Genomic DNA, 24,369 nt, shown 5'->3' with positions numbered 1-24,369 from the left:
CCCCTCCCCTTATTCCTCACCTTAACATGGCGAGGATAACAAAGCGGCTGCCGGTGAGGGCAGCCGCAAGGACTTATTTCTTCTTCATCTTCAGCAGGCGTTTGCGCTGACGTTCCTGACTCAGGGTCATGGTGTTCTTCTTGCCTTCAAACGGGTTGACCGACTCCTGGAACTCGACCCGGATCGGCGAGCCCATGATCTTGAGGGACTTGCGGAAGTAGTTGATCAGATACCGCTTGTAGGAGTCCGGCAAGTCGTTCAACTGGTTGCCGTGGATCACGATGCGCGGCGGGTTGTAGCCACCGGCGTGGGCATACTTGAGCTTGACGCGGCGACCATTGACCATCGGCGGCTGGTGATCTTCCTGCGCCATCTGCATGATGCGGGTCAGCATGGCCGTGCTGGTACGACGGGTGGCGGACTGGTAAGCCTCCTGAATGGATTCAAACAGATGGCCGACACCGCTGCCGTGCAGGGCGGAGATGAAGTGAACGCGGGCGAAGTCGATGAAGCCCAAGCGACGATCCAGCTCGTTCTTCACATCCTCTTTCACCTTCTGATCCAGACCATCCCACTTGTTCACCACCAGCACCACGGAGCGACCGGCGTGGAGCACATAGCCAAGGATGCTCAAGTCCTGATCGGTGATGGTCTCCTGGGCGTCGATCACCAGCAGGCAAACGTTGGCATCTTCGATAGCTTTCAGGGTCTTGATAACGGAGAACTTCTCAACCGTCTCGTGCACCTTGCCACGACGACGCACACCGGCGGTGTCGATAACCACATACTTCTGCTCGTCACGCTCCATCGGAATGTAAACGGAGTCACGGGTGGTGCCGGGCATGTCATAGACGATGACCCGATCTTCACCCAGCATGCGGTTGGTCAGAGTAGATTTACCGACGTTGGGACGACCAACGATGGCGAACTTGATGGGCAGGTCAGCGAACGGGGTCTCCTTGGTGTCCTCTTTGGTATCGAGTTCACCGGCAGCCACCATGCGCAGCAAGGCTTCTTCGTCGAAGTCCTCCTCTTCCTCATCCTGCGCATCTTCATCGGTAGCGGAGTCGACCAGGGTCTCCAGATGGGGAGCCAGGGCCAGTTCCAGCAGGCTCAGCACGCCACGACCGTGGGCGGCCGCGATCTGGTAAACCTCGCCCAGCGCCAGACCGTAGAACTCGGAGACCGCGGAATCACCGTCGATACCATCGGTCTTGTTGGCCACCAGAAATACCTTCTTGTGGGCCTTGCGCAGGTGCTCGGCGATGGCTTGATCCGCCGCGGTCAGGCCTGCACGGGCATCCACCATGAACAGCACGACGTCCGCTTCTTCGATGGCCAGCAGAGATTGCTCGGCCATCTTCAGCTCGATCCCCTCTTCGGTGCCATCGATACCGCCGGTATCGACCACGATAAATTCCAGCTCGCCCAACTTCGCCTGACCGTATTTACGGTCCCGGGTCAGACCGGGAAAATCGGCAACCAGGGCATCCCGAGTACGGGTCAAGCGGTTAAACAGGGTGGATTTCCCCACGTTGGGGCGGCCCACCAGGGCTACTACAGGAGTCATAAAAGCCTCATTCTCAAGACGACAAAGGCTCCGGGTCCGAAGACCAGGAGCCGGATATTCACATTATCGGACGATCAAGGACGCTTGAGGGCGTACAACTTGCCGTCACGGCTCTGCACATACAGGGTCTCGCCATCCACCAGCGGGGCGGCGTAGAGACCACTGCTATCGAGCTGCTGCATCGCCTTGATGGTACCGTCGGTACGATCAAGCCAATACAGGTATCCTTCCACATCACCCACCACCACATAGTCACCGAAGATGACAGGTGCAGTGACGGTACGATTTTCCAGCTGGGTGTTGGACCACAGCTCCAGACCGTTGCGACGGTCGATGGCAAACAGGTGGCTACGGCTGTCGGTCAGCACGATGGCATTACCGGTCATCGCCAGATCGCGATAGCCGGAATACTTGCGCTTCCACACTTCATCGCCGGTCATCAGTTTGCGCGCCATCAGCTGACCGTTGTAGGCGATGGCGTAGAGCTCATCACCGGCAATCAGCGGGCTGGCATCGACGTCAACCATACGGTCCAGCTCGGTGGCACCGCGCGGATCAGCCACCTTGGACTGGCGCACAGGCTGACCGTTGCTCAGCAGGGCGATGCCCACCTTGCCATCGGCACGACCGTAAATCACGGCGCCGTTGGTGATCACCGGTGCACCGGCACTGCGCAGGGTCAGCGGTGGTTGCTCTTCGGAGAGCGACCACTGCATCTTGCCTTCATCAGTGTCGAGGGCGATCAGGCGACCGGAGGTGGTCAACACCACCACGCGGCCATCTTCCACCGCGGGGCTTGCCACCACTTCACCGGGCACATTGGTCTGCCACAGCACTTCGCCATTCTCTTCGTTCAGGGCGTAGACCACCCCGTTCTCGGAACCGAGGAACAGCTTGCCGTAACGGGAGACCAGGCCGCCGGAAAGGCGGGCGCTGCGCTTGTCGGCGTTGACCGGCAGGTCGGCCAGATCGACACTCCAGAAGCGATCGCCACTAGCACGGTCAAAGGCGCTGACATCGCCGTCACGGGCCGCCGCATAGATACGATCCTCTTCCACCACCGGCTTGAGCTGGGAGTAGAAGTCACCGATGCCATCACCCACAGTGGATGACCATGCGGTGTCGGCAGTGAAGGCAGATTCAACCTTGGGCAGCGGCGCCATCGGGTTGAGATCCTCTTCGGAACTAAACAGGGAGCAACCCTGCAGAGCGAAGGAGACCGCAGCCCCCAGCGCCACCATCTTGAATAGATTACGCATCCGGTGCCTCACCAGTCGCAACGGCCGGCAGGGCCAGATCGTCCATTTTCAGCTTGAGCTCGGCGCTACCCTGCAGGCCGCCGGCATCCGCCGCCGCCTGATAGGCATCACGAGCCTCTTCGGTCTTGCCCTGCTTTTGCAGCACATCACCACGGGCTTCGGCTACCTGCGCCTTGAAGGCCTCATTCTGGATGGTTGCCAACTTGGCCAGCGCTTCATCTGCCTTGCCCTGATCATTCAGCACACGAGCCAGACGCAGCGCCGCGATGGGACGAATGCTCTCGTCACCCGTGGTCGCCACCAGCTCCAGCTGCTCGGCAGCCAGATCCAGCTTGCCCGCCTTGACGGCAGCGGCAGCCAGTTGCAAAGCGGCCAGTTCACCGTAGGAGTCACCCTTGTTGGCGGTAACAAACTGCTGTGCCTGCTCGAAACCGGCGGCATCGCCCTTGGCCAGCTGCTCAATCACCTGGTTGTAAGAGTGGGAGGAGGCCTCCATGGTCTCTTGCTGGTGCTGGTTGTAATAGCGCCAGCCGAACAGACCGACCAGACCGATCACGGTCCCGGCAATCACCGAGGTTCCGTTCTCTTTCCACCACTCCTTGATAACCTCAACCTGTTGTTCTTCGGTGGTATAGACTTCCACAGCTTACTCTCCTTTGGCTGCCAGCAGGGCAATGGCGGCGTCAACCTTGACGGTCTGTTGCTCGGCCTGACCACGCAGATATTTGATAGTGATCTCCCCGTTTTGCACCTCGGTCTCACCAAGGATCAGGGCGATTGCCGCGCCGCTCTTGTCGGCACGTTTGAGTTGTTTCTTGAAGTTGCCACCACCGCAGTGGCTCATCAGGCGCAGGTCCGGCAGGGCATCGCGCAGACGCTCTGCCAGCTGGAAGCCAGCCTGTTCGGTCCCCTCGCCCACCATCGCCAGATAGACATCCACCGCCGGGCGGATATCAGCGTTGAGCTCGAGAGTTTCCAGCATCAGCACCAGACGCTCCATGCCCATGGCAAAGCCCACGGCCGGGGTCGGTTGACCGCCCAGCTGCTCTACCAGACCATCGTAGCGGCCACCGGCACAGACGGTGCCCTGGGCACCCAGACTGCTGGTGACCCACTCGAACACGGTCAGGTTGTAGTAGTCAAGACCACGTACCAGACGCTCGTTCACTTCGTATTTGATACCGGCAGACTCGAGCAGGCGCTTGAGCCCCTCGAAGTGGGCCAGGCTCTCTTCGCCCAGATGGTCGAACAGACGCGGGGCACCCACCAAAATGGCCTGCACTTTTTCATCCTTGGAGTCGAGCACCCGCAGCGGGTTACTGTACATGCGGCGCTGGCTCTCTTCGTCCAGCTGCTCCTTGTACTGCTCCAGATAGGCCACCAGCGCATCGCGGTAAGCGGCACGCTCGGCGCTCTGACCCAAGGTGTTGAGCTGCAGGGTGACATGCTCGCTGATGCCAAACAGACGCCACAGACGGTGGGTCAGCATGATCAGCTCAGCGTCAATGTCCGGCCCGTTGATGCCAAACAGCTCGACACCGAACTGGTGGAACTGGCGATAACGGCCCTTCTGGGGACGCTCGTGACGGAACATGGGGCCCATGTACCACATCCGGCGTTCCTGGTTGTAGAGCAGACCGTGTTCGATACCGGCACGGACGCAGCTGGCGGTCCCTTCCGGACGCAGGCTCAGGCTGTCGCCGTTGCGATCTTCAAAGGTGTACATCTCTTTTTCGACCACGTCGGTCACTTCACCGATGGCGCGCTTGAACAGATGAGTCTGCTCGACAATCGGCATGCGCACTTCGCTGTAGCCATAGCTGGCAACGACCTGGCGCAGGATCTGTTCAACCTTCTGCCATACCGGGCTCTGCTCCGGCAGGCAATCATTCATACCGCGAATAGCTTGGATCTGTTTTGCCACGTTGATACTCGAGAAAAAGAGGTAAAATTTGGCCGCATTATAGGGATTTTCCCCCCCAAGGTAAAATCAGGGAATCCGGATGCGGGATTTAAAATCAGTCACCTGGAAAAAGGGCCACCCAATGTGGCCCTGTTTCGCTCACTCCTTGTCCATCGGGATCCGGTTGGCGGGATCCAGCATGGCGGCGCGGGCGCGAATGCGGCGCTCCAAAGTTGGAATGAGATCCTTGTTGTCGAGCCGATCGACCCGCTGCCCCCCTTCATAGAAAGCACTCTTGTTGGCGGCACCCGCCAGACCAAGGTCGGAGACCAGCGCTTCACCCGGCCCATTCACCACACAGCCGATGATGGAAACATCCATCGGGGTGATGATGTCTTCGAGCCGCTCTTCCAGAGCATTGACGGTGGCGATCACATCGAACTCCTGCCGTGAGCAGGATGGGCAAGCGATAAAGTTGATGCCACGGGAGCGAATACGCAGGGATTTGAGGATATCGAAACCGACCTTCACTTCCTCCACCGGATCCGCCGCCAGCGAGATACGCAAGGTATCGCCGATGCCGTCGGTGAGTAGCATACCCAGACCGATGGCAGACTTTACCGCGCCGGCACGGAAACCGCCCGCTTCGGTGATGCCAAGGTGCAGCGGCTGCTCGATCTGCTTGGCCAGCAGGCGATAGGCACCGACTGCCAGGAACACATCGGAGGCCTTGACGCTCACCTTGAAGTCTTGGAAATCGAGACGATCGAGATAGTCCACGTGACGCATGGCGGACTCCACCAGCGCCTCTGGGGTCGGCTCGCCGTACTTCTCCTGGATATCTTTCTCCAGCGACCCGCCATTGACCCCGATACGGATCGGGATATTGAGGTCGCGCGCGCAATCGACCACCGAGCGCACCCGCTGCTCGTTGCCGATGTTGCCCGGGTTGATACGCAGGCAGTCGGCACCGTACTCGGCCACTTTCAGGGCGATGCGATAGTCGAAGTGGATATCGGCAACGATGGGGATGCGGGTCTGCTGTTTGATCAGCCGGAAGGCTTCCGCCGCTTCCATGGTGGGCACGGAGACACGGACGATATCGGCACCGACCCGCTCGATCCGCTGGATCTGCTCGATGGTGGCGGCGACATCTGTGGTCTTGGTGTTGGTCATAGTCTGCACGGTAATGGGGGCATCGCCCCCAACCGGTACATTACCAACCATGATCTGTCTGGATTTACGACGAATGATGGGGGATTCGTGAGAAGACATGGGAAACAGATTACTCCTGCGGCAGTGAGAAGCGGGCTGTACGACCGTTGTTGTAACGGCTCATATCAAACGACTGACCCTTGTAGTCAAGCTTGACGGCCATGGGCGCGCCAATGATGAACTTCAGGGGCTCGGCGCCTTCCAGCACCAGCTCGTCGTTGGCCTTCTTCAGACCACTGAACAGGGTCTTGCCGTTGGCATCCTTCACATCCAGCCAGCAATCGGCGGTGAAGCTCATCTTCAGTTGCGGCGCAGTCGCCGGATCAACGACAGCCTCTTCAGATTCGGTGCCATTGGCGCCGGATACCGCTGCATCGGTCGCAGTGCCGACAGCCGCGCTGACAGCGCTCGGGGCAACAGCCGCAGAAGCAGGCGCCAGGGTAGCCGTCGCATCGGAGACCACCGCAGGGGCAATCACGTCCGTGGCGGCCGGTGCGTTGGCTGCGCCTTCCACCGGAGCTGTGTTGATCGCATCGGGCGGCGTGATAGCAGGTTCAGCCGGAGTCGAACCGGTTGCACTCATCTCGGTGGCTGCCAGCGCTTCATCACCGGCGGAGCGACGGGAAGTACTCTGCCACCACCAGGCGACCGAGAGCGCAATCAACACCAGGATCACCAGCCAGGTCACCACCTTGAGCCGACTGTCGTTGGCTTGCTGGCGGGAGCGACGGGAGAAGCTCTGCATGTCGATATTGTCGGGAGGAGTCAGACCCAGCTTGTCGTAAGCAGCCAGAATGGTCTCGTCGGGGATCCCGACCAGCTTGGCATAGGTACGCAAATAGCCCCGAATAAAGGTGTGGGACGTGTGCTTGTCGTAGGTATCCGATTCGATAGCGGCGATCAGGGTCAGACGAAGGTGAATGCGGGACGCAACCTGTTCTCGTGTCCAGCCAAGCTGTTCACGGGCGTTGCGCAGCAATTGGCCTGGGCCTACTGCCTGGGAGTCGTCTTGGAAATCGTGTTGCTGTTCAATAGTCATTGGCTAAATAACGCTTGGCTTGTTGCGAAGTGGGATATTGCCTTACCAGCTCAGTCCCGAATTGGTGAAGTAATGCCGGCTTGTCCATCGCCTGTGCCAGCCGAAGTCTCAACCAGAGACTCTCCTCGTTCTCGTCTGACACATCGGCAAAACGGGCGAGGTAGGACTGCACATCAGGCAGCTTGCCATCTTTCATGGAAAGCTCGGCCAAGTCCAGCAATAACCCTGGATTGCGGGGATTATACCCCAAGGCCAGGCGATAGTACTCGCCTGCTTTATCATTTCTGCGATTTTGCAGCGCACAAAGTGCCGCATTTTCATAGGTATCGGCAATTTTTACGTAGCCTGGCTGAATAACAGCCTGGTTGAACGCCTGATCTGCCTCGGCATACCTGCCGCGATCACAGAGGAAGGCACCATAGTTGTTCATTGCGTCAGCATTGGACGGATCCATGGCAAGGGCGTTCTTGTAATGGGTCTCGGCCGCCTTGAAATCCCCTACCTTCTGGTAAAAGTAGGCAAAACCGATCTGGATCTGGGGGTTGGAGGGGTCATACTGGAGGGCGCGGTCAAGATTGAACTTGGCCTGCTCGGCGTTGCCCTGACGCAGGTACTGGATACCCAGGTCGAGGCGGGTTTGGGCAGCCGCCTTGAGGTCAGGACCCACTTCACGCTGGGTCGAGTTCTGGCCAGCGTAAGTGGTCTCGGTCACACAGCCTGGCAGCGCGAAGAGCGCTGCCACTACGATCAATGTACGTGTATCCATTCCCTGTCTATACAATGGCTTAGCATTTAAACCATTTTGACGGAAATCCCATCCTGTTGCATCCGATTTTTGATAGTTCGCTTGGTACGGTCAATCACGTCACCCACCAGCTGACCACAGGCAGCATCGATGTCATCACCACGGGTCTTGCGGACAATCACGGTGAAACCGTACTCCATCAGCACCTTGGAGAAGCGATCGATACGGCTGTTGCTCGGCTTGCCATAAGGGTTGCCCGGGAAGGGGTTGAACGGGATCAGGTTGATCTTGCTCGGGGTATCCTTGAGCACCTTGGCCAGCTCGTGAGCATGCTGCATATCGTCATTGATATGATCGAGCAGCACATACTCGACGGTCACCCGACCACCGTTGGCATTGGATTTGGCCAGGTAACGACGGACACCGGCGAGGAACTCCTCAATGTTGTACTTGTCGTTGATCGGCATGATCTCTGAACGCAACTTGTCGTTCGGGGCGTGCAGGGAGATAGCCAGCGCCACGTCGATCTGGTCACCCAGCTTGTCCAGCGCAGGTACCACGCCAGAGGTGGAGATGGTCACCCGGCGCTTGGAGATGCCAAAGCCGTAGTCATCCATCATCAGACGCATGGCGGGCACCACGTTGGCGAGGTTGAGCAGCGGCTCGCCCATCCCCATCATCACCACGTTGGTGATGGGACGCTTGCCACCGACCACGCGGGCCGCACGCCACACCTGACCGATGATCTCGGAGACTTTCAGGTTTCGGTTGAAGCCTTGTTGAGCCGTGGAGCAGAACTTGCACTCCAGCGCACAGCCAACTTGAGAGGAGACGCAGAGGGTTGCGCGGTCATCTTCCGGGATGTAGACGGTCTCGACCTCCTGATCGCCCACCTGCAGAGCCCACTTGATGGTGCCATCGGCAGAGCGCTGCTCGCGGCTGATCTCGGGCGCCTTGATCTCGGCGATCGCCTTGAGGCGCTCTTTGAGCACCTTGTTGACGTTGGTCATCTGATCGAAATCATCACACCCAAAGTGATAGATCCACTTCATGACCTGATCTGCCCGGAATGGCTTCTCGCCCAGTTCGACGAAAAAGGCACGCATGGCATCCCGATCAAGATCCAGCAGGTTGATTTTTGTTTCGCTCATCAATGGCCTCAGTTCAAACACTTCATCAATTATTGGCTGACGACGTCAGGGGGCGGCATTGTACAAATAATGGGTCTGGCTTTCCACCTGGAGAATAGAGGGATATTGCGTAAACGGCGAAAACAACAAAGGGAGCCTAGGCTCCCTTGGGTCATCATCCACAAAAATCAGCCGCGCGGGCAGATCTCGTTGTCAGAGAAGAAGTAGGCAATTTCGCGGGCAGCGGATGCAGGTGCATCGGAGCCATGCACTGCGTTGCGATCGATGCTCTCGGCATAACAGGCACGCAAGGTACCAGCCAGCGCCTCTTTCGGGTTGGTAGCACCCATGATCTCGCGATTGCGACGGATGGCGTCTTCCCCTTCCAGCACCTGCACCATGACAGGGCCAGAGGTCATGAAGCTGACCAGATTGTCATAAAAAGGCTTGCCCTGATGCTCGGCATAGAAACCGGCAGCCTGTTCACTGCTCATGTGCAGCATTTTGGATGCCACCACTTTCAAGCCTGCGCTTTCGAAACGGCTATAGATGGCACCGATCAGGTTCTTGCTGACAGCATCCGGTTTAACGATAGAGAAGGTACGTTCGATGGCCATTGATATCTTTCCTTAACTACAGAGTTTTATTGTTAGAATCCATGTTCGCTGGCGATTATACGTAAACAAAAACCGGAAAAACACACAAACAAGCAACTTTTTATTAAACATCACTCCCTTGCAATCAACATCCACACTCATCTTGACCGAGCAGAGCCGGAAAATATGTGCGCTTGCGCACGATAGTTACCTTAAGCCGCCAAAACCCCATCTTTTGTTCACAATTCGAACAGCATGAAAAAGGCACCCGAAGGTGCCTTGTCTCGCCTATTTGGCTTCCGCCAGCAGGGCCCGCGCTATGGTGCGCATCCCCAGGGTATTGGCCCCCGGCGCCCAGAAGGCATCGCCGTTGTCACTGAAGCAAGCTGCCAGATCGATATGCAACCAGCCCATCCCTTCGTTGGCAACGAAACGGGAGAGGAAACCCGCCGCGTTGGAGGCGCCACCCGGCCCGCCCCCCTTCACCGGACGGCTGTTGGCAGTGTCGGCGTAATGGGAGGGGCACTGCTGGCGGTGCCAGGGCTCCAGCGGTAGCGGCCAGGCAGGCTCATGCTCGGCATCGGCATAGGTCATGGCCCGGCTTACCAGCCCTTTATCGAGGCCAAACAGGGCATTGTAGCGCCCACCCAGCGCCATCACGGCTGCGCCAGTCAGAGTTGCGGCATCGATGATCAGCGGTGCGCCGGACTCGCTCGCCAGTTGCAAGCCATCGGCCAGTACCAGCCGCCCCTCGGCATCGGTATTCACAATCTCGACCGTGGTACCATTCTTGTAGGTGAGGATGTCGCCCAGCTTGTAGGCGTGGCCGGAAACCAGGTTCTCGGCGCAGCAGAGGATCAGCTTTACCCGCTTGTCGAGCCCGCGCAGCATAGCCAGCGCCAGCGCACCGGTGACAATCGCCGCGCCCCCCATGTCGCACTTCATGGTGAGCATCCCCTCGGAGCTCTTCATGGAGTAGCCGCCGGAGTCAAAGGTGATCCCCTTGCCCACCAGCGCTGCCGCCACCGGCGCCTTGGGGTCACGCCCCGGGTTGAAGTCGAGCTCCAGCAATACCGGTTCGCGCGCACTGCCGCGGCCCACCTGATAGAGGCCGACCCAGCCCGCCTGTTGCAGCGCTTCGCCTTTCAAAATACGATGACTCACCTTGTCCGGCGCCACCTCGGTAATAAAGGAGGCCGCTTCCACCGCCAGCTCCAGCGGGCCCAACTGCTCCGGGGTGGCATTGGTCATCTCGCGCACCCAGCGGCCGCAGAGCCAACGCGCTTCCAGCTCCTCTCTGTCCTCTTCCGAGGACATGGCCCACTGCAGTTGCACCTCCGCCTTGGGGGTTTGCAGCCCTTGGGCAAAAGCCCACTGCTGTTCACGCTCCCAGTGACCAGCCAGGGTCACTTTCTGGATCCCTTGCTGGCAGAGGCGACGGGCCGCCTGCTGGATATCGAGCAGTGGATTGGCCGTCACCAGATGGATCACCATGCCGTCGGCACGGTGAGAGAGCAGCGCCCCCTCCCCCCACTCGGCCGGTGCAAATTCACGACTTAACCAGACATTCATGCGGTCACCTCCTGCAGCCAGCGTGCGATGGTGCGCAGACCGTGGCCCTTGGCGCCGGTTGCCCAGAGATCATTGCCCGATTTCTGATAGGAGGCTGCCAGATCCAGGTGCACCCAGCCCTTGCCCTCATCGCGCACGAAGCGGGAGAGAAACGCAGCAGCCGTGGTGGCACCGGCCGTGCCTTCTGCCGAGGCGACGTTGCCCAGATCGGCAAAGGCCGAGGTGAGCTGGCTGGCATGCCAGGGCTCCAGCGGCAGCGCCCACGCCTGCTCGTTTTCCACCTTGGCGGCGGCCAGCGCACGCTGCTGTTCGGTCTCATCGAGGGCAAACACAGCATTGTAGTCGCGCCCCAGCGCCATCTTGGCGGCGCCGGTCAGGGTGGCTGCGTCAAGGATATAAGCTGCACCGCTGTCGGAGGCCGCCATCAGGCCATCGGCCAGTACCAGACGACCTTCCGCATCGGTGTTCTGGATCTCGACCGAGATGCCGTTCTTGTAGGTGAGGATGTCGCCCAGCTTGAAGGCGTGGCCGGAGACCAGGTTCTCGGCGCAGCAGAGAATGAGCTTCACCCGCTGGTTCAGACCGCGGCTGATAGCCAGTGCCAGCGCGCCAGTCACCATAGCCGCGCCGCCCATGTCGGACTTCATCGGCAGCATGTTGTCAGAGGACTTCATGGAGTAGCCACCTGAATCAAAAGTGATCCCCTTGCCCACCAGCGCCGCCACCACCGGCGCATTGCGATCACCGGTCGGGTTGTAGTCGAGCTCCAGCAGCACCGGCTCGCGCTCGCTGCCACGGCCAACCGACCAGATCCCGATATGGCCGGACTCGCGCAGCGCTTCACCGGCGGTGATGCGGGCAGTGACCTGATCCCCGGCGATACCACGAATGAGCAACAGGGCCGATTCCGCCAGACTCATAGGGTAGATCTCTTCCGGACAGCCATTAGTGATGTCACGTACCCAGCGAGCCGCCTTGAGCAGCGCATCCAGTTCACGGGCTTCCGCGTCGCTCTGCTGGCCGAAATCCAGTTCACGCGATCCCTTGGCGGCGTAGAACCCCTGGGCGAACGCGTAGCGACGCTCCAGATCCCAACCTTCACCGACCAGCGTCACCCGCTTGATCCCGCTCGATTCGAGGCGACGGGCGGCGCGCTGAACGGTACGCAGAACATCCTTCTCCTGACCGGCGGCACCAAGATGGATCAGTGCCTCGTCGCCATTGAAACTGAGCTGGGCGCCCTCGCCCCAATAGGCGGCCGCAGCCTGGGTGGATAACGCTACCTTCATCATGTCAGCCATCGTGTTTGCTTCCTTTTTACTGGCACTATGTATAAGCACTCTTTATGGGAAAGAGCTTATTGGCAAAGAGAGAATAACGAATACAAAAAAGGCCGTGCCCCCGAGGGTCACGGCCTTCCACCATATCACTGAAGCACCACAGGATGCTGCACGTGCAATTCACTCATGTGTAATTAATGGCGTTCAGAGGCAAGGTTCAGGGTGTACTTGGGCAGTTCCACCACCAGATCCTCGTCCGCCAGTTTTGCCTGGCAGCTGAGGCGCGATTCCGGCTCCAGCCCCCACGCCTTGTCCAGCATGTCGTCTTCCAGCTCGTCACTTGGCTCGAGGGAGTCAAAGCCCTCGCGCACCACGCAGTGGCAGGTAGTGCAGGCACAGGATTTCTCGCAGGCATGCTCGATTTCGATACCGTTGCGCAGCGCCACATCCAGAATGGTCTCGCCGCTTCGCCCCTCGAGGGCGGCGCCATCCGGACAGAGTACGGGATGAGGAAGAATGATCAGTTTTGGCATATTACACCTTGTTGACGTTTTGTCCGGTCAGCACCTTGCGGATGGAGGCGTCCATCCGGCGGGCTGCAAACTCGCCACTGACAGCATCGGCTGCCTCAATGGCTTCTTTGATTTGATGGGTTGCGCCGCTGTTGCGCATGGTCAGCAGATGGGCGATGGCGGCATCAATCTCGGCACGCTCGGCTGCATTGAGCAGGGCATCGCCATCGGCGGCCAGCGCCGCATTGAGACTCTCGACCACCCGGTCAGCTTCAACCTGCTGCTCGGCCAGCATGCGGGCATCCATATCCTGCTGGGCGTTCTCGATGGAGGCACTCAGCATGTTGAGGATATCCTGCTCCGCCAGCCCGTAAGAGGGCTTGACCTGGATCTCGGCCTGCACGCCGGAGGATTTCTCCATGGCGCTGACCGAGAGCAGACCATCCGCATCTACCTGGAAGGTGACGCGAATATGGGCGGCACCAGCGGCCATCGGCGGAATGCCGGTCAGAGTAAAACGGGCCAGGGAGCGGCAATCGGCTACCAGTTCGCGCTCACCCTGTACCACGTGAATGGCCATGGCGGTCTGACCATCCTTGAAGGTGGTGAACTCCTGAGCGCGGGCAACCGGGATGGTGGTGTTGCGCGGGATCACCTTCTCGGCGAGGCCACCCATGGTCTCCAGACCCAGTGAAAGCGGGATAACGTCAAGCAGCAGCATCTCGGCATCGGGCTTGTTGCCCACCAGGATATCGGCCTGGATAGCGGCGCCAATGGCGACCACTTTATCCGGATCGATACTGGTCAGCGGCGTGCGCTGGAAGAACTCGCCCACCAGTTCACGCACCAGCGGCACCCGGGTGGAGCCACCGACCATCACCACTTCCAGCACTTCCACCTGCTCAAGGCCCGCATCGCGCAGGGCGCGGCGACAAGCCAGCAAGGTCCGTTTCACCAGCGGGGTGATGAGTTCATCAAACTGGCTACGGCTCACTGAACCCTGCCAGCCAGCAAAGGTGCACGCCACCTGCTCGGCATCGGTCAGGCCGTGTTTGACGGCAGCGGCCACATCCAGCAGCTCGCGCTGCAGATGGGCATCCAGCTCGCCGGAGAGGCACGCTTGCTCCTTGATCCAGTCCGCCAGCAGGTGATCAAAATCATCACCGCCGAGGGCGGAATCGCCGCCGGTCGCCATCACTTCGAACACACCGCGGTGCAGACGCAGGATGGAGATATCGAAGGTGCCGCCCCCCAGATCGTAAACCGCGATCACCCCTTCCTGACCGGAGTCAAGGCCATAGGCAATCGCGGCCGCGGTCGGCTCGTTGAGCAGACGCAGTACGTGCAGACCGGCCAGACGGGCCGCATCCTTGGTGCCCTGACGCTGGGCATCATCGAAATAGGCGGGCACGGTAATGACCACGCCATCGAGATCGCCCCCGAGTGTCTGGGCGCCACGCTCGGCCAGCTTTTTGAGAATTTCGGCCGAGACCTGTACCGGATTGACCAGCCCCTGACGGGTTTGCAGTTGCGGCATGCCATTGTCGGCAGCGATGAACTGGTAGGGTTGCTGGCGGGTATCGATATCGGCCAGCGCCTTGCCCATCATCCGTTTGACCGAGACGATGGTGTTGTGAGGATCGAGTGCCGCTTCGCGCTTGGCATCAATTCCGACTCGAATGGCGTCGCTTTGATAGTGCACCACTGACGGGAGCAGGTCGCGCCCTTGCTCATCGCAAAGGGTATCGGCGTGACCGCTGCGAACCGCAGCGACGAGAGAGTTGGTGGTGCCGAGATCGATGCCGACTGCACGTTTGTGCTGATGAGGTACAGCGCTCTGGCCGGGTTCGGCGATTTGCAGTAATGCCATGGGTAATGAAACTTCCAGCGTTAAAGGATCAAGACTCGAGAAGCGAGTCTTCGAATCGTTCCAGCTCTTCGAGGAGCTTGTCGACAAACTTGAGTTTGCGAACGCAATCAGCGGCAACGAGATCTCTGCCGGCGGCAAGAGACTCGGTCAGCTGCTGCATCAACATCTGGTGATCATGCCTGATCTCGCTACGAAAATCCTTGATGGCGCGCTCAGGGTCGGCGTCATCTTTCAGATCGGCCAGACGCTCGCGCCACTCCAGCTGCTGCATCAGAAACGCGGTATCTTGCAGAGTCTGCTGTTCACCACGGATATCAGTGCCACGCAGGGAGAGCAGATATTCGGCACGGCGCAGCGGCGCCTTGAGGGTGGTGAATGCTTCGTTGATCTGGGCGGCACGTTGCACCGCAGCCAGCTGCTCCCGTTCGGGGGCGGTGGCAAAACGATCAGGATGGAATTGGGTTTGCAGCTGGCGGTAGGTATCAGCCAACTGACGGGTATCGAGCTCGAAGCCTTCAACCAGCCCAAACAGCTCGAAATGATTCATGCAAACCTCTTGGAAACGTTCGCCACAACCTCACTCGCCCCTGGCAAATGAGATGTAGTTGAACGGGTCATGGGCAACCCGCTCAACCACAGACGAAGGATCATTGACGTCAAACAGCTCAGACACTGAAGCTTTCGCCGCAACCACACTCGCCTTTGGCGTTGGGATTGTTGAACTGGAAGCCCTCGTTGAGGCCCTCCTTGACGAAATCCAGCTCGGTGCCATCCAGATGGATCAGGCTCTTGGCATCAACAATAATCTTGACGCCCTGCTGCTCGAACACCTGATCCTCATCGGTCAGTTCATCAACGAACTCAAGCACGTAGGCCAGACCGGAGCAGCCGGTGGTTTTGACGCCAAGGCGCAGGCCAATGCCCTTGCCCCGGTTAGCCAGAAAAGAGGAAACCCGTGCCGCGGCGGCATCTGTCATGGTAATAGCCATACTGCTCTCCGGCGCTTAGAGACCTTTCTTCTGCTTGTAATCGGCGATGGCGGCCTTGATGGCGTCCTCAGCCAGAATGGAGCAGTGGATCTTCACCGGTGGCAGGGCCAGCTCTTCAGCGATATCTGTGTTCTTGATGCCAGCCGCTTCGTCCAGGGTCTTGCCCTTGACCCATTCGGTCACCAGGGAGCTGGAGGCGATGGCAGAACCGCAACCGTAGGTCTTGAACTTGGCATCTTCGATGATGCCTTCGTCGCTGATCTTCAGTTGCAGCTTCATCACGTCGCCACAAGCGGGCGCACCGACCATGCCGGTTGCAACGCTGGGATCATTCTTGTCGAAACCACCGACGTTGCGAGGATTCTCGTAGTGGTCGATTACTTTTTCACTGTAAGCCATATCTCACTCCTGCTAATTCTGTTGCTCACTGACCAGATAGATCAGTGATGAGCCCATTCGACCGTGTTCAGATCGACGCCGTCTTTGTACATCTCCCACAGAGGGGACATCTCGCGCAGACGACCGATGGAGTCACGAATAAGCTTGACCGCGTAGTCAATCTCTTCCTCGGTGGTGAAGCGACCCATGCTGAAACGGATGGAGCTGTGTGCCAACTCGTCGTTCAGACCCAGAGCGCGCAGCACATAGGAGGGCTCCAGGCTGGCGGAGGTACAGGCCGAACCGGAAGAGACCGCCAAATCTTTCAGCGCCATGATGAGGGATTCCCCTTCCACATAGGCAAAGCTGACGTTGAGGTTGCCCGGAACACGTTGCTCCAGATCGCCATTGATGTAGACGGCTTCAATATCCTTGATGCCATTCCACAGACGCTGGCGCAGAGCCAAGATGCGCTCGCCTTCACTCACCATCTCTTCTTTGGCGATGCGGAAAGCTTCGCCCATCCCGACGATCTGGTGGGTCGGCAAAGTACCGGAACGCATGCCGCGCTCGTGGCCGCCACCGTGCATCTGGGCTTCCAGACGAACGCGGGGTTTGCGGCGCACAAACAGTGCACCGATCCCTTTCGGACCATACACCTTGTGCGCAGAGACGGAGAGCAGATCCACTTTCAGTGCTTCCACATCTACCGGGATCTTGCCCACACTCTGAACGGCATCCACGTGCAGCAGGATCTTGCGGGAACGGCACAAATCGCCGATGGCGGCAATGTTCTGAACCACGCCGATTTCGTTGTTCACATGCATGATGCTGACCAGGATGGTGTCATCACGCATAGCATTCTCGATCATCTCGATAGTGAACAGGCCGTTGGGCATCGGCTCAAGATAGGTCACCTCGAACCCTTCACGCTCCAGCTGGCGACAGGTATCGAGCACCGCCTTGTGTTCGGTCTTGGAGGTGATGATGTGCTTGCCCTTGCTGGCATAGAAGTGGGCAACACCCTTGATGGCTAGGTTATTGGATTCGGTCGCACCGGAAGTGAAGACGATCTCGCGGGGATCGGCACCGATCAGTTCTGCCACTTGATTACGGGCCAGATCCACCGCCTCTTCGGCTTGCCAGCCAAAGCGGTGAGAACGGGAAGCCGGATTGCCGAACAGGCCATCCATGGTGAGACACTGCATCATTTTTTCTGCGACACGCGGGTCCACCGGACAGGTTGCCGAATAATCAAGGTAAATAGGCAGTTTCATGTTTTTCTCCGTCACAGTCCGGGTCATACAGAGTCCCGCTGTGGAAAGCACGTTTATAGTTGGACTTTCAAGCTCACATCGCCGTGTTCTGCCCGCTCAACCAGGGACAACACGGTCTTCATTTGTTCATCTTGCTTGCCGGCAATGCGGCGCACATCGGCCTGGCGTACCAGCTCGGCCAGGGTGATATCCCCGAGGAAGCTGGAGATCCGCTCACTCAGGTCGCGCCACAGGGAGTGAGTCAGGCACTGGGTACCGCCGTGGCAACCGCCCTTGCCGAGGCACTTGGTTGCATCGACCGACTCATCGACCGCGGTGATCACTTGACCCACCGAAATCTCGCCTGGGGCCAAACCGAGGCGATAACCACCGCCCGGGCCACGCACGCTGCTCACCAGACCATGTTTGCGCAGGCGGGCAAATAGCTGCTCGAGATAGGACAACGAGATGCCCTGGCGCTCGGAAATATCGGCAAGGGGGACGGGCCCCTGCTCTGCATGCAGCGCCACGTCGAGCATGGCGGTTACAGCGTAACGTCCTTTTGAAGTCAGTCTCATGTGCCTTACCGTCTTGCGAAGCAATTTAATGGGGCACATGGTCACATACCCGACCAAATCAGTCAAGTATATGGTTGAGTAAATCAGTCGGATTAATCCGGTACGCGCGCTTTCTGCACCGAGGTCAGAATACCGCGCAGAATGTTGAGCTCCGCCGCTTCCGGCCGAGCCCGATTGAACAAGCGACGCAGCTTGCTCATCACATGACCCGGATGGTCATCGGCAATAAAACCGGTCTTCATCAGGGTTTGTTCCAGGTGCTGATAAAACCCTTCCAGCTGGGCGGCACTCGGATAGGCCATCTCATCTTCAGGCTCGGCGGCCTGCCCCTGCAGCCAGCGCATCCGCACTTCGTAACAGAGGGTCTGCACCGCCATGGCCAGATTGAGAGAGCTGTAATCAGGATTGGCCGGAATGGCCACGTGGTAGTGGCACTTTTGCAATTCGTCGTTGGTGAGACCAGTGCGTTCACGGCCAAACACCAGCGCGACCGGGTGCTGCATCCCCTCGACTATCGACTTTTCGCCGGCCTCACGGGGATCGAGCATGGGCCAACTCAGGGTTCGAGAGCGGGCGCTGGTGCCAATGACCAGACCACAATCGGCAATCGCGTCGTCCAGAGTCGGGACGATACGGGCATTGGCAAGCACATCGCTGGCACCAGCCGCCAAGGCGAAGGCATTGTCATCCGGCAAGGCTTGCGGATCAACCAATACCAGCTGGGTCAACCCCATGGTCTTCATGGCGCGTGCCGCAGACCCCATGTTGCCGGTATGAGAGGTGTTTACCAAAACGATACGAATCTGATCCAACATGCCCAGTCAATCTTCAGTCAAAAATGGCGCGCAATTGTAACATAAGAGTACGCAATGTTGGCACCGTAAAAGCCGAGCCATTTCAGAACAAAACCACCTGTTTGTATAACAAACCAGCATGAGGGAAGTGAGAAAGGGGGGACTAAACTTGATGGATATCCGATAAACGGCACAGGAGACACAACGCCATGCTTCCTCCCTTTATCTATGAGAGATTGCCCAGCCTCTACCTGCTGGCAGCCATTGCCATTATTACGTTGAGTGAACAGCCCCTGCTCTGGTTTGCAGGCGCCTTGCTGTTTATCGCCGGAGCGGTGACCTGGATGATGCGCTCCAGTTACCGGCGTACCGACCTGATTATCTTTCCGAGCAAACGCTGGCTACAGCCGGAGTGGCTGTATGAAGCGCAGCCCTTCATCTGGCTGGCTGTGGGGCTGGCTATGTCACAGCTGCCCGCCCCTGCGGCACTCATCGCCTTGGTGCCCTGTCTGTGGGCCTGTCGTTGTCTCTGGGCACGGCACCATTATCGTCGCCATGCCCATGGGGTGATTGTCCACTTAAGACGGGATCCCGCCCGGCGCCGTCTGCACCGGAGCCTGCGCTGACTCGGTACGGGCGCGTTCGATAAACGTCGCCAGATCCATCAGGGGATACTTCATCAGGCTTGGCAAGCCATCGAGATCCAGACTGTCCATCAGGTTTTTCACCTCAAGACCCAGTTCGGTATCCCCTTCTATCTTCAGCTTGCGCTGGAAAAAGAGCGAATCCGGATCCTCTTTGCGACCGGCAATCAGGATCAGGTCGTTGGCGGTACCGCTGAAGCAGACATCGGCCTTGTCACACTCGCGAGCCACCACCAGCTGGCCATTCTGCTCACTGATAAACCAGCACAGCTCCAGATCAGAGACTTCGACTTTCAGCCACTTGTCTGCCAGAAACTCGAAATCGCCATCTTCGATAGCCTCTTTGAAAACCCGGGCCAGCAAACTCTCCATCAGCTGCTTTTGCAGATTGAAGGGAACCAGCTTGAGGGGATGGCGCAAGAAGCGCGGAGCCTGTTCGACCAGGCGGCGTTGCAGTTGTTGAAACACGATAGACTCCCTTTTTTGCGCATTCAAACACAGGAAGAGTGGCAAGATCCTGTTGGAAATCAAACTTGTGCAGGGTTACCTCAAGAAGGGTAAAGCCACACAAAGCTGCCTCAGGTCAAAAAGCGGGAGTGCATGGCTGCATACAATCAGGGCTCGTTTGCCCTTCATATGCACTCTCGGAGCGTACCAATGGAATTACTCTGTCCGGCAGGCAGTTTGCCGGCACTGAAAACCGCCGTGGATAACGGGGCCGATGCCGTTTATATCGGTTTCAAGGATGACACCAATGCCCGCCACTTTGCCGGTCTCAACTTTACCGACAGCAAACTGGAGAAGGCGGTGGATTATGTGCATCAACATGGTCGCAAGCTGCATATTGCCATCAATACCTTTGCCCATCCCGGGGCCGATGCACGATGGAAACTGGCGGTTGATCGCGGGGTAGCCCTCGGCGCCGATGCGTTAATCATCGCCGATCTCGCCGTGCTGGAATATGCCAGCCGCCACTACCCCGAGATGGAACTCCATGTCTCGGTGCAGGCCAGCGCCACCAATGCCGCCGCCATTCGCTTCTATCAGCAGCAATTCAATGTCACACGGGTGGTGCTGCCCCGGGTGCTCTCCATGCATCAGGTCAAGCAGCTGGCCCGCGAGACCGATGTTGGCCTTGAGGTATTCGCTTTTGGCAGCCTCTGCATCATGGCCGAGGGGCGCTGCTATCTCTCCTCCTACATGACTGGCGAGAGTCCCAACACCGTCGGCGCCTGCTCACCGGCCAAGTTCGTCCGTTGGGAAGAGACCCCGAATGGTCTCGAGTCGCGGCTCAACGAGGTGCTGATCGACCGCTATGGCCCGGGCGAAAATGCTGGCTATCCGACCCTGTGCAAGGGGCGTTTCGACGTAGATGGCCAGACCTACCACGCGCTGGAAGAGCCCACCAGTCTCAATACCCTGGGTCTCCTGCCCGAGCTCTTCAAGACCGGGATCCAGTCGGTCAAGATTGAAGGGCGCCAGCGCAGCCCCGCCTATGTGGAGCAAGTGACCCGGGTCTGGCGTGCAGCCATCGATGCCTATCAGGCCAATCCCGAGGCCTATCAGGTTAAAGCTGAGTGGGATGCCCAGCTAGCCCGCGTCTCCGAAGGTAGCCAGACTACCCTCGGCGCCTACCATCGTCAGTGGCAATAAGGAGTCCACCCATGCAATTTTCTCTCGGGCCTCTGCTCTTCTACTGGCCCAAAGCCGATACCGAAGCCTTTTACCATGCCGCTGCCGACAGTCAGGCCGACATCATCTATCTGGGGGAGACCGTCTGCAGCAAGCGGCGCGAACTCAAAGTCGATGACTGGATTGCGCTGGCCCGTCAGGTGGCCAGTTCCGGCAAGCAGGCGGTGCTCTCGACCCTCGCCCTTATCTCCGCCCCTTCCGAGCTCAAGGAGGTGAAGCGGCTGGTCGACAATGGCGACCTGATGGTCGAAGCCAACGATCTCGGTACAGTGCAACTCGCCTGGGAGGCAGGGATCCCCTTCGTCTGTGGTCCCGCCATCAACGCCTATAACGCCGATGTGCTGCGCATATTGCTCAAACAGGGGATGAAACGCTGGGTCATGCCGGTTGAACTGTCCCGTGACTGGCTGATCCAGCTCAATCAGGATCTGGGCACCCTGCGCGACCAATTTGAGGTGGAGGTGTTTGCCTACGGCCATCTGCCGCTCGCCTATTCGGCGCGCTGCTTTACCGCCCGATCCCTCGACAAGCCCAAGGACAACTGCGAGCTCGCCTGCATCAACTACCCCACCGGACGACTGGCCAACAGCCGCGAGGGTCAGCGGGTGTTCAATCTCAACGGGATCCAGACCCAGTCCGGTTACTGCTATAACCTGGGTAACGAGCTGGCTGGTATGGAAGGTCTGGTGGATGTGGTCAGACTTTCACCGCAAGGGATGGAGACGCTGGAGATGCTGGCCCGCTTCAAAGCCAACCGGCAGGGCAATCAGCCCCTCGCTCTGCAGCAGGATCGCGATTGCAACGGCTACTGGCGCCAGATCCCCGGCATGAGCCTGGTGGAGTAAACCCGCCATTCGCCCAACAAAAAGGCCTCATCGCGAGGCCTTTTTTACCACTACCTGGCAGTAGATCAGGAGGGCTGATCACCCTTGTTACGAGCGCTCTGGGCACCTGGCGGCAAGGGCTTGCGCGCCATCAACTCCAGCTCCAGCAGCGCATAGCGGTGCTCGATGAAATCATAGACGTTGTTAGATAAGGCCAGCTTGAAGTAACTGATGGCCTCCTTGCGGTTGCCTTTGCCCAGCTCGAACTTGCCCAGATAGAAGTAGGTTTCACACAGGCGCTCGGCAAGCTCCCGGTTATCCTTCACCCCTTTCACCACGTTGCCCATCAGCTGGGAAGCGTTGATCTCGCCGGTATAGAGGCGAACCAGATCCCAGTTCCAGGCATCGTCATCGTACTTGTTGAGACGCTCGCGCATCCGGCTCATTGCGGCCGACGGGTCGAGTTTCTGCTCGGCCAGATAGAGCCAGATCACCCGATAGGGATCTTCCGGCTGCGCCTCGTAGAAACGCTTCATATCGGCCGCGGCCAGCTCAGGACGGTTACCGTAATAGAGGGCGATGCCACGGTTGAGATAGGCATAGTCATAGTCCGGCGCCAGTTCGAGGGCGGAATCGAAGGCATCATAGGCTTCGTCGTAATTCTGCTGCTGTACCAGATAGACGCCGATGAAGTTGTAGGCTTCGGCGAAATCCGGTTTCTCCCGCAGGGCACGGTTGAAATCGAGCCGCGCGAGGGAACGCAGACCAACCCGATCAAACACCACGGCACGCTCATAGAACAACTCTGCCCGTTGCTCGGTGGTCAGTTCCATTTCACTGAGCATCTGCCCGAGTCGGGCGAGCGCCAGCTCACTCTGGTAGGAGACCTGCAGGGGGGTCGCCAACACCAGTGAAGCAGGCTGCGGCTTGGGAACCTTGGGGGTGTTAACCTGACTGCTACTGCTGCAACCCCACATGGGAAGCAACAACAGGATACCGAGGAGGTATCCAATCCCTTTCCTGACGTTCAATGAACACTCCGACGCTTACGCTTGACCCCGCATATGGTAAAGGTCAACTGCCGCTTTGTCATGTAGCTGTGCCCCTCTACCTCAAATAAATCAGGATTCGACAGGGTATCCGGCATCGCACCAACCGCGAAAGCCGCCGTCGACGCTGATCACCTTGCGATAACCCATCTGTTGCAGGTTGTCCGCAGCCAGAATGGAGCGAAAACCACCACCACAATAGAGGTAGAGCTCGGTCTCAAGATCCGGGAACTGGGTCTCGATATCCCGCTCAATCACGCCACGACCCAGATATCGGGCACCGGGCAGATGGCCTTTGGCCCACTCGCTCTCTTCCCGCACGTCGATTAGGTGAAACGTGCGCCCTTCGTCCTGCCAGCGCTTGATCTGGTGAACATCGGTTTCGGTGATGCGGGAGCGGATCCCGTCAACCAGCGCTAAAAAACGGGGATTGTGATGCATGACAAACTCCTGTTGTTTAAATCATGTGCGTCAGCAAACGACACGCAGAGATAAGAAAAGAGCGCCATGAGGCGCTCTTCACTGTTACGGCAGGATTTCCTGTTGGTCCGCACCCTCTTTCTCTACCTGGGTTGGCAGCATGTGCTCGCGCTTGACGCCGAGGAACATGGCAAACGCACTCGCCACATAGATGGAGGAGTAGGTACCGAACGCCACACCGATCACCATGGCCACGGCAAAACCGTGGATCAGCGCACCGCCCTTGAGCAGCAGCGCCAGCACCACGATAAAGGTAAGGCCGGAGGTGATGATGGTACGACTCAGGGTCTCGGTCATGGAGAGATCCAGAATGTACTCGGTATCCCCTTTACGCACCTTGCGGAAGTTCTCCCGCAAGCGGTCGAACACCACGATAGTATCGTTAAGGGAGTAACCCACCAGGGTCATCAGTGCCGCCAGTACGGTCAGGTCGAACTCGTACTGGAAGTAGGCAAAGACACCCAGCGTGATCACCACGTCGTGCACCAGGGAGAGAATGCCCCCCAGCGCCAGACGCCATTCGAAACGCACTGCCACGTAGGCCAGGATACAGAGGATGGAGGCCAGCATGGCCAGCGCACCGTCTGTCGCCAGTTCATCACCCACGGAAGGGCCGACGAACTCAACGCGCTTGAGCACAGCGCCCTCGTCGAGCTGCTTGGCCGCCGCCAGCACTTCGTTACCCTGCTGTTCTACCTTGACCCCCTCTTTCGGGGTCAGGCGGAACAGCACGTCACGGCTGGAGCCAAAGTGTTGCAGGGTTGCCCCTTCAATCTTCTGCTCTTCCAGAGCGTCATGGATCTTGTCCAGGCTCACCGACTGCTGGAACCCCACCTCGATGGTGGTACCACCGGTAAAGTCCAGACCCCAGTTCAGACCCCGATCAAACAGGAAGAACAGGGCTACCACCATCAGCACGGAAGAGAAAACCACACCCGGCTTGGCATAGCGCATAAACGGGATCGGTTTTTCAAAATGTAGAATCTGAAACATC

At 58.7% G+C, this 24,369-nt stretch carries 26 protein-coding genes; 3 read left to right on the top strand and 23 right to left on the bottom strand.

What is annotated here, in order from left to right; translation table 11 throughout:
- Positions 1–73 precede the first annotated feature (73 nt).
- The 19 genes from der to trmJ all read right to left on the bottom strand — a co-directional run bounded on the left by der (position 74) and on the right by trmJ (position 18,707).
- The gene (der, locus tag AB5Y86_RS03835) at positions 74–1,570 is read right to left on the bottom strand and encodes a ribosome biogenesis GTPase Der (protein WP_005333794.1); all 1,497 of its coding nucleotides are present in this window, start codon (positions 1,568–1,570) and stop codon (positions 74–76) included.
- A gap of 74 nt (positions 1,571–1,644) precedes the next feature.
- Entirely contained in the window at positions 1,645–2,829 is a 1,185-nt protein-coding gene (gene bamB / locus AB5Y86_RS03830; RefSeq protein ID WP_368192181.1) for an outer membrane protein assembly factor BamB, read from the bottom strand.
- Positions 2,822–3,472, bottom strand: a complete 651-nt coding sequence (locus AB5Y86_RS03825) for a tetratricopeptide repeat protein (protein WP_021229680.1) — start codon at positions 3,470–3,472, stop codon at positions 2,822–2,824. The genes bamB and AB5Y86_RS03825 overlap by 8 nt, the downstream gene beginning before the upstream one ends.
- Before the next feature lie 3 nt (positions 3,473–3,475).
- Positions 3,476–4,753: a histidine--tRNA ligase gene (gene hisS, locus AB5Y86_RS03820; RefSeq protein WP_167565141.1), complete on the bottom strand. Its 1,278-nt coding sequence runs from the start codon at positions 4,751–4,753 to the stop codon at positions 3,476–3,478.
- 138 nt (positions 4,754–4,891) lie between these two features.
- On the bottom strand, positions 4,892–6,007 hold the full coding sequence (gene ispG / locus AB5Y86_RS03815; protein ID WP_005333801.1) for a flavodoxin-dependent (E)-4-hydroxy-3-methylbut-2-enyl-diphosphate synthase: 1,116 nt from the start codon (positions 6,005–6,007) through the stop codon (positions 4,892–4,894).
- Positions 6,008–6,017: 10 nt separating this feature from the next.
- Positions 6,018–6,986 carry a cytoskeleton protein RodZ gene (gene rodZ / locus AB5Y86_RS03810; protein ID WP_368192180.1) on the bottom strand — a complete coding sequence of 323 codons (969 nt, stop codon included), beginning with the start codon at positions 6,984–6,986 and terminating at the stop codon, positions 6,018–6,020.
- A complete protein-coding gene (tapF, locus tag AB5Y86_RS03805) occupies positions 6,976–7,767 on the bottom strand; it encodes a PilW family type IVa pilus biogenesis/stability lipoprotein TapF (protein ID WP_088869222.1) in 792 nt (263 codons plus the stop codon). The genes rodZ and tapF overlap by 11 nt, the downstream gene beginning before the upstream one ends.
- 11 nt (positions 7,768–7,778) lie before the next feature.
- Positions 7,779–8,882, bottom strand: coding sequence for a bifunctional tRNA (adenosine(37)-C2)-methyltransferase TrmG/ribosomal RNA large subunit methyltransferase RlmN (locus AB5Y86_RS03800; protein WP_005344856.1), 1,104 nt, complete (start codon positions 8,880–8,882; stop codon positions 7,779–7,781).
- Between the two features lie 167 nt (positions 8,883–9,049).
- Positions 9,050–9,478: a nucleoside-diphosphate kinase gene (gene ndk / locus AB5Y86_RS03795; protein WP_005333805.1), complete on the bottom strand. Its 429-nt coding sequence runs from the start codon at positions 9,476–9,478 to the stop codon at positions 9,050–9,052.
- Positions 9,479–9,745: 267 nt separating this feature from the next.
- Positions 9,746–11,029: an aminopeptidase PepB gene (pepB, locus tag AB5Y86_RS03790; RefSeq protein ID WP_227094765.1), complete on the bottom strand. Its 1,284-nt coding sequence runs from the start codon at positions 11,027–11,029 to the stop codon at positions 9,746–9,748.
- Positions 11,026–12,330, bottom strand: a complete 1,305-nt coding sequence (gene pepB / locus AB5Y86_RS03785) for an aminopeptidase PepB (RefSeq protein WP_265784044.1) — start codon at positions 12,328–12,330, stop codon at positions 11,026–11,028. Before pepB (AB5Y86_RS03785) ends, pepB (AB5Y86_RS03790) begins: the two co-directional genes overlap by 4 nt.
- Positions 12,331–12,503: 173 nt before the next feature.
- Positions 12,504–12,842, bottom strand: coding sequence for an ISC system 2Fe-2S type ferredoxin (fdx, locus tag AB5Y86_RS03780; RefSeq protein WP_368192179.1), 339 nt, complete (start codon positions 12,840–12,842; stop codon positions 12,504–12,506).
- Position 12,843: 1 nt separating this feature from the next.
- Positions 12,844–14,691: a Fe-S protein assembly chaperone HscA gene (gene hscA / locus AB5Y86_RS03775; protein WP_368192178.1), complete on the bottom strand. Its 1,848-nt coding sequence runs from the start codon at positions 14,689–14,691 to the stop codon at positions 12,844–12,846.
- A gap of 28 nt (positions 14,692–14,719) precedes the next feature.
- Complete coding sequence (gene hscB / locus AB5Y86_RS03770; RefSeq protein WP_005351031.1) at positions 14,720–15,238, bottom strand: co-chaperone HscB; 519 nt, start codon at positions 15,236–15,238, stop codon at positions 14,720–14,722.
- Positions 15,239–15,356: 118 nt separating this feature from the next.
- Positions 15,357–15,680, bottom strand: coding sequence for an iron-sulfur cluster assembly protein IscA (gene iscA / locus AB5Y86_RS03765; protein ID WP_005333812.1), 324 nt, complete (start codon positions 15,678–15,680; stop codon positions 15,357–15,359).
- A 15-nt stretch (positions 15,681–15,695) separates the two neighbouring features.
- Positions 15,696–16,079 (bottom strand): Fe-S cluster assembly scaffold IscU, encoded by a 384-nt coding sequence (gene iscU, locus AB5Y86_RS03760; RefSeq protein WP_005333813.1) that lies wholly within the window; start codon positions 16,077–16,079, stop codon positions 15,696–15,698.
- 41 nt (positions 16,080–16,120) lie between these two features.
- Positions 16,121–17,335, bottom strand: coding sequence for an IscS subfamily cysteine desulfurase (locus tag AB5Y86_RS03755; RefSeq protein ID WP_368192177.1), 1,215 nt, complete (start codon positions 17,333–17,335; stop codon positions 16,121–16,123).
- A gap of 53 nt (positions 17,336–17,388) precedes the next feature.
- Entirely contained in the window at positions 17,389–17,892 is a 504-nt protein-coding gene (iscR, locus tag AB5Y86_RS03750) for a Fe-S cluster assembly transcriptional regulator IscR (protein WP_100653984.1), read from the bottom strand.
- A 92-nt stretch (positions 17,893–17,984) separates the two neighbouring features.
- Complete coding sequence (trmJ, locus tag AB5Y86_RS03745) at positions 17,985–18,707, bottom strand: tRNA (cytosine(32)/uridine(32)-2'-O)-methyltransferase TrmJ (protein ID WP_216962173.1); 723 nt, start codon at positions 18,705–18,707, stop codon at positions 17,985–17,987.
- A 188-nt stretch (positions 18,708–18,895) separates the two neighbouring features.
- On the opposite strand from trmJ, the gene AB5Y86_RS03740 reads away from it, so the two are divergent.
- Positions 18,896–19,312, top strand: coding sequence for a hypothetical protein (locus tag AB5Y86_RS03740; protein ID WP_005344838.1), 417 nt, complete (start codon positions 18,896–18,898; stop codon positions 19,310–19,312).
- Here the strand turns inward: AB5Y86_RS03740 and AB5Y86_RS03735 are convergent.
- Entirely contained in the window at positions 19,265–19,798 is a 534-nt protein-coding gene (locus tag AB5Y86_RS03735; protein WP_005344837.1) for an SCP2 domain-containing protein, read from the bottom strand. The two genes, AB5Y86_RS03740 and AB5Y86_RS03735, sit on opposite strands and share 48 nt — an antisense overlap.
- Before the next feature lie 189 nt (positions 19,799–19,987).
- Here AB5Y86_RS03735 and AB5Y86_RS03730 point away from each other — a divergent pair, with 189 nt between their 5' ends.
- On the top strand, positions 19,988–20,983 hold the full coding sequence (locus tag AB5Y86_RS03730; RefSeq protein WP_267517400.1) for a peptidase U32 family protein: 996 nt from the start codon (positions 19,988–19,990) through the stop codon (positions 20,981–20,983).
- Positions 20,984–20,994: 11 nt separating this feature from the next.
- Positions 20,995–21,867 carry a U32 family peptidase gene (locus AB5Y86_RS03725; RefSeq protein ID WP_368192176.1) on the top strand — a complete coding sequence of 291 codons (873 nt, stop codon included), beginning with the start codon at positions 20,995–20,997 and terminating at the stop codon, positions 21,865–21,867.
- 65 nt (positions 21,868–21,932) lie between these two features.
- On the opposite strand, the gene nlpI is transcribed toward AB5Y86_RS03725, so the two are convergent.
- From nlpI to secF, 3 genes are all read right to left on the bottom strand, one after another.
- Positions 21,933–22,877, bottom strand: a complete 945-nt coding sequence (nlpI, locus tag AB5Y86_RS03720; protein ID WP_005351017.1) for a lipoprotein NlpI — start codon at positions 22,875–22,877, stop codon at positions 21,933–21,935.
- Between the two features lie 90 nt (positions 22,878–22,967).
- Entirely contained in the window at positions 22,968–23,336 is a 369-nt protein-coding gene (locus tag AB5Y86_RS03715) for a rhodanese-like domain-containing protein (RefSeq protein WP_019446086.1), read from the bottom strand.
- 84 nt (positions 23,337–23,420) lie between these two features.
- Positions 23,421–24,368 carry a protein translocase subunit SecF gene (gene secF, locus AB5Y86_RS03710; protein ID WP_005337322.1) on the bottom strand — a complete coding sequence of 316 codons (948 nt, stop codon included), beginning with the start codon at positions 24,366–24,368 and terminating at the stop codon, positions 23,421–23,423.
- Position 24,369: the final 1 nt, after the last annotated feature.

Source organism: Aeromonas sp. s8, assembly GCF_040907785.1.
Taxonomy (GTDB): Bacteria; Pseudomonadota; Gammaproteobacteria; order Enterobacterales; family Aeromonadaceae; genus Aeromonas; species Aeromonas veronii.
The sequence above is the reverse complement of the archived record's forward strand: the minus strand, read 5'-3'. Positions and strand labels throughout refer to the sequence as shown.

Excerpts from the sequence above, each read along its gene's own strand:
- der (WP_005333794.1), bottom strand. The coding sequence starts at position 1,570 with ATGACTCCTGTAGTAGCCCTGGTGGGCCGCCCCAACGTGGGGAAATCC.
- bamB (WP_368192181.1), bottom strand. The coding sequence starts at position 2,829 with ATGCGTAATCTATTCAAGATGGTGGCGCTGGGGGCTGCGGTCTCCTTC.
- ispG (WP_005333801.1), bottom strand. The coding sequence starts at position 6,007 with ATGTCTTCTCACGAATCCCCCATCATTCGTCGTAAATCCAGACAGATC.
- rodZ (WP_368192180.1), bottom strand. The coding sequence starts at position 6,986 with ATGACTATTGAACAGCAACACGATTTCCAAGACGACTCCCAGGCAGTA.
- AB5Y86_RS03800 (WP_005344856.1), bottom strand. The coding sequence starts at position 8,882 with ATGAGCGAAACAAAAATCAACCTGCTGGATCTTGATCGGGATGCCATG.
- ndk (WP_005333805.1), bottom strand. The coding sequence starts at position 9,478 with ATGGCCATCGAACGTACCTTCTCTATCGTTAAACCGGATGCTGTCAGC.
- pepB (WP_227094765.1), bottom strand. The coding sequence starts at position 11,029 with ATGAATGTCTGGTTAAGTCGTGAATTTGCACCGGCCGAGTGGGGGGAG.
- pepB (WP_265784044.1), bottom strand. The coding sequence starts at position 12,330 with ATGGCTGACATGATGAAGGTAGCGTTATCCACCCAGGCTGCGGCCGCC.
- fdx (WP_368192179.1), bottom strand. The coding sequence starts at position 12,842 with ATGCCAAAACTGATCATTCTTCCTCATCCCGTACTCTGTCCGGATGGC.
- hscA (WP_368192178.1), bottom strand. The coding sequence starts at position 14,691 with ATGGCATTACTGCAAATCGCCGAACCCGGCCAGAGCGCTGTACCTCAT.
- hscB (WP_005351031.1), bottom strand. The coding sequence starts at position 15,238 with ATGAATCATTTCGAGCTGTTTGGGCTGGTTGAAGGCTTCGAGCTCGAT.
- iscA (WP_005333812.1), bottom strand. The coding sequence starts at position 15,680 with ATGGCTATTACCATGACAGATGCCGCCGCGGCACGGGTTTCCTCTTTT.
- iscU (WP_005333813.1), bottom strand. The coding sequence starts at position 16,079 with ATGGCTTACAGTGAAAAAGTAATCGACCACTACGAGAATCCTCGCAAC.
- AB5Y86_RS03755 (WP_368192177.1), bottom strand. The coding sequence starts at position 17,335 with ATGAAACTGCCTATTTACCTTGATTATTCGGCAACCTGTCCGGTGGAC.
- iscR (WP_100653984.1), bottom strand. The coding sequence starts at position 17,892 with ATGAGACTGACTTCAAAAGGACGTTACGCTGTAACCGCCATGCTCGAC.
- trmJ (WP_216962173.1), bottom strand. The coding sequence starts at position 18,707 with ATGTTGGATCAGATTCGTATCGTTTTGGTAAACACCTCTCATACCGGC.
- AB5Y86_RS03740 (WP_005344838.1), top strand. The coding sequence starts at position 18,896 with ATGCTTCCTCCCTTTATCTATGAGAGATTGCCCAGCCTCTACCTGCTG.
- AB5Y86_RS03730 (WP_267517400.1), top strand. The coding sequence starts at position 19,988 with ATGGAATTACTCTGTCCGGCAGGCAGTTTGCCGGCACTGAAAACCGCC.
- AB5Y86_RS03725 (WP_368192176.1), top strand. The coding sequence starts at position 20,995 with ATGCAATTTTCTCTCGGGCCTCTGCTCTTCTACTGGCCCAAAGCCGAT.
- AB5Y86_RS03715 (WP_019446086.1), bottom strand. The coding sequence starts at position 23,336 with ATGCATCACAATCCCCGTTTTTTAGCGCTGGTTGACGGGATCCGCTCC.
- secF (WP_005337322.1), bottom strand. The coding sequence starts at position 24,368 with ATGTTTCAGATTCTACATTTTGAAAAACCGATCCCGTTTATGCGCTAT.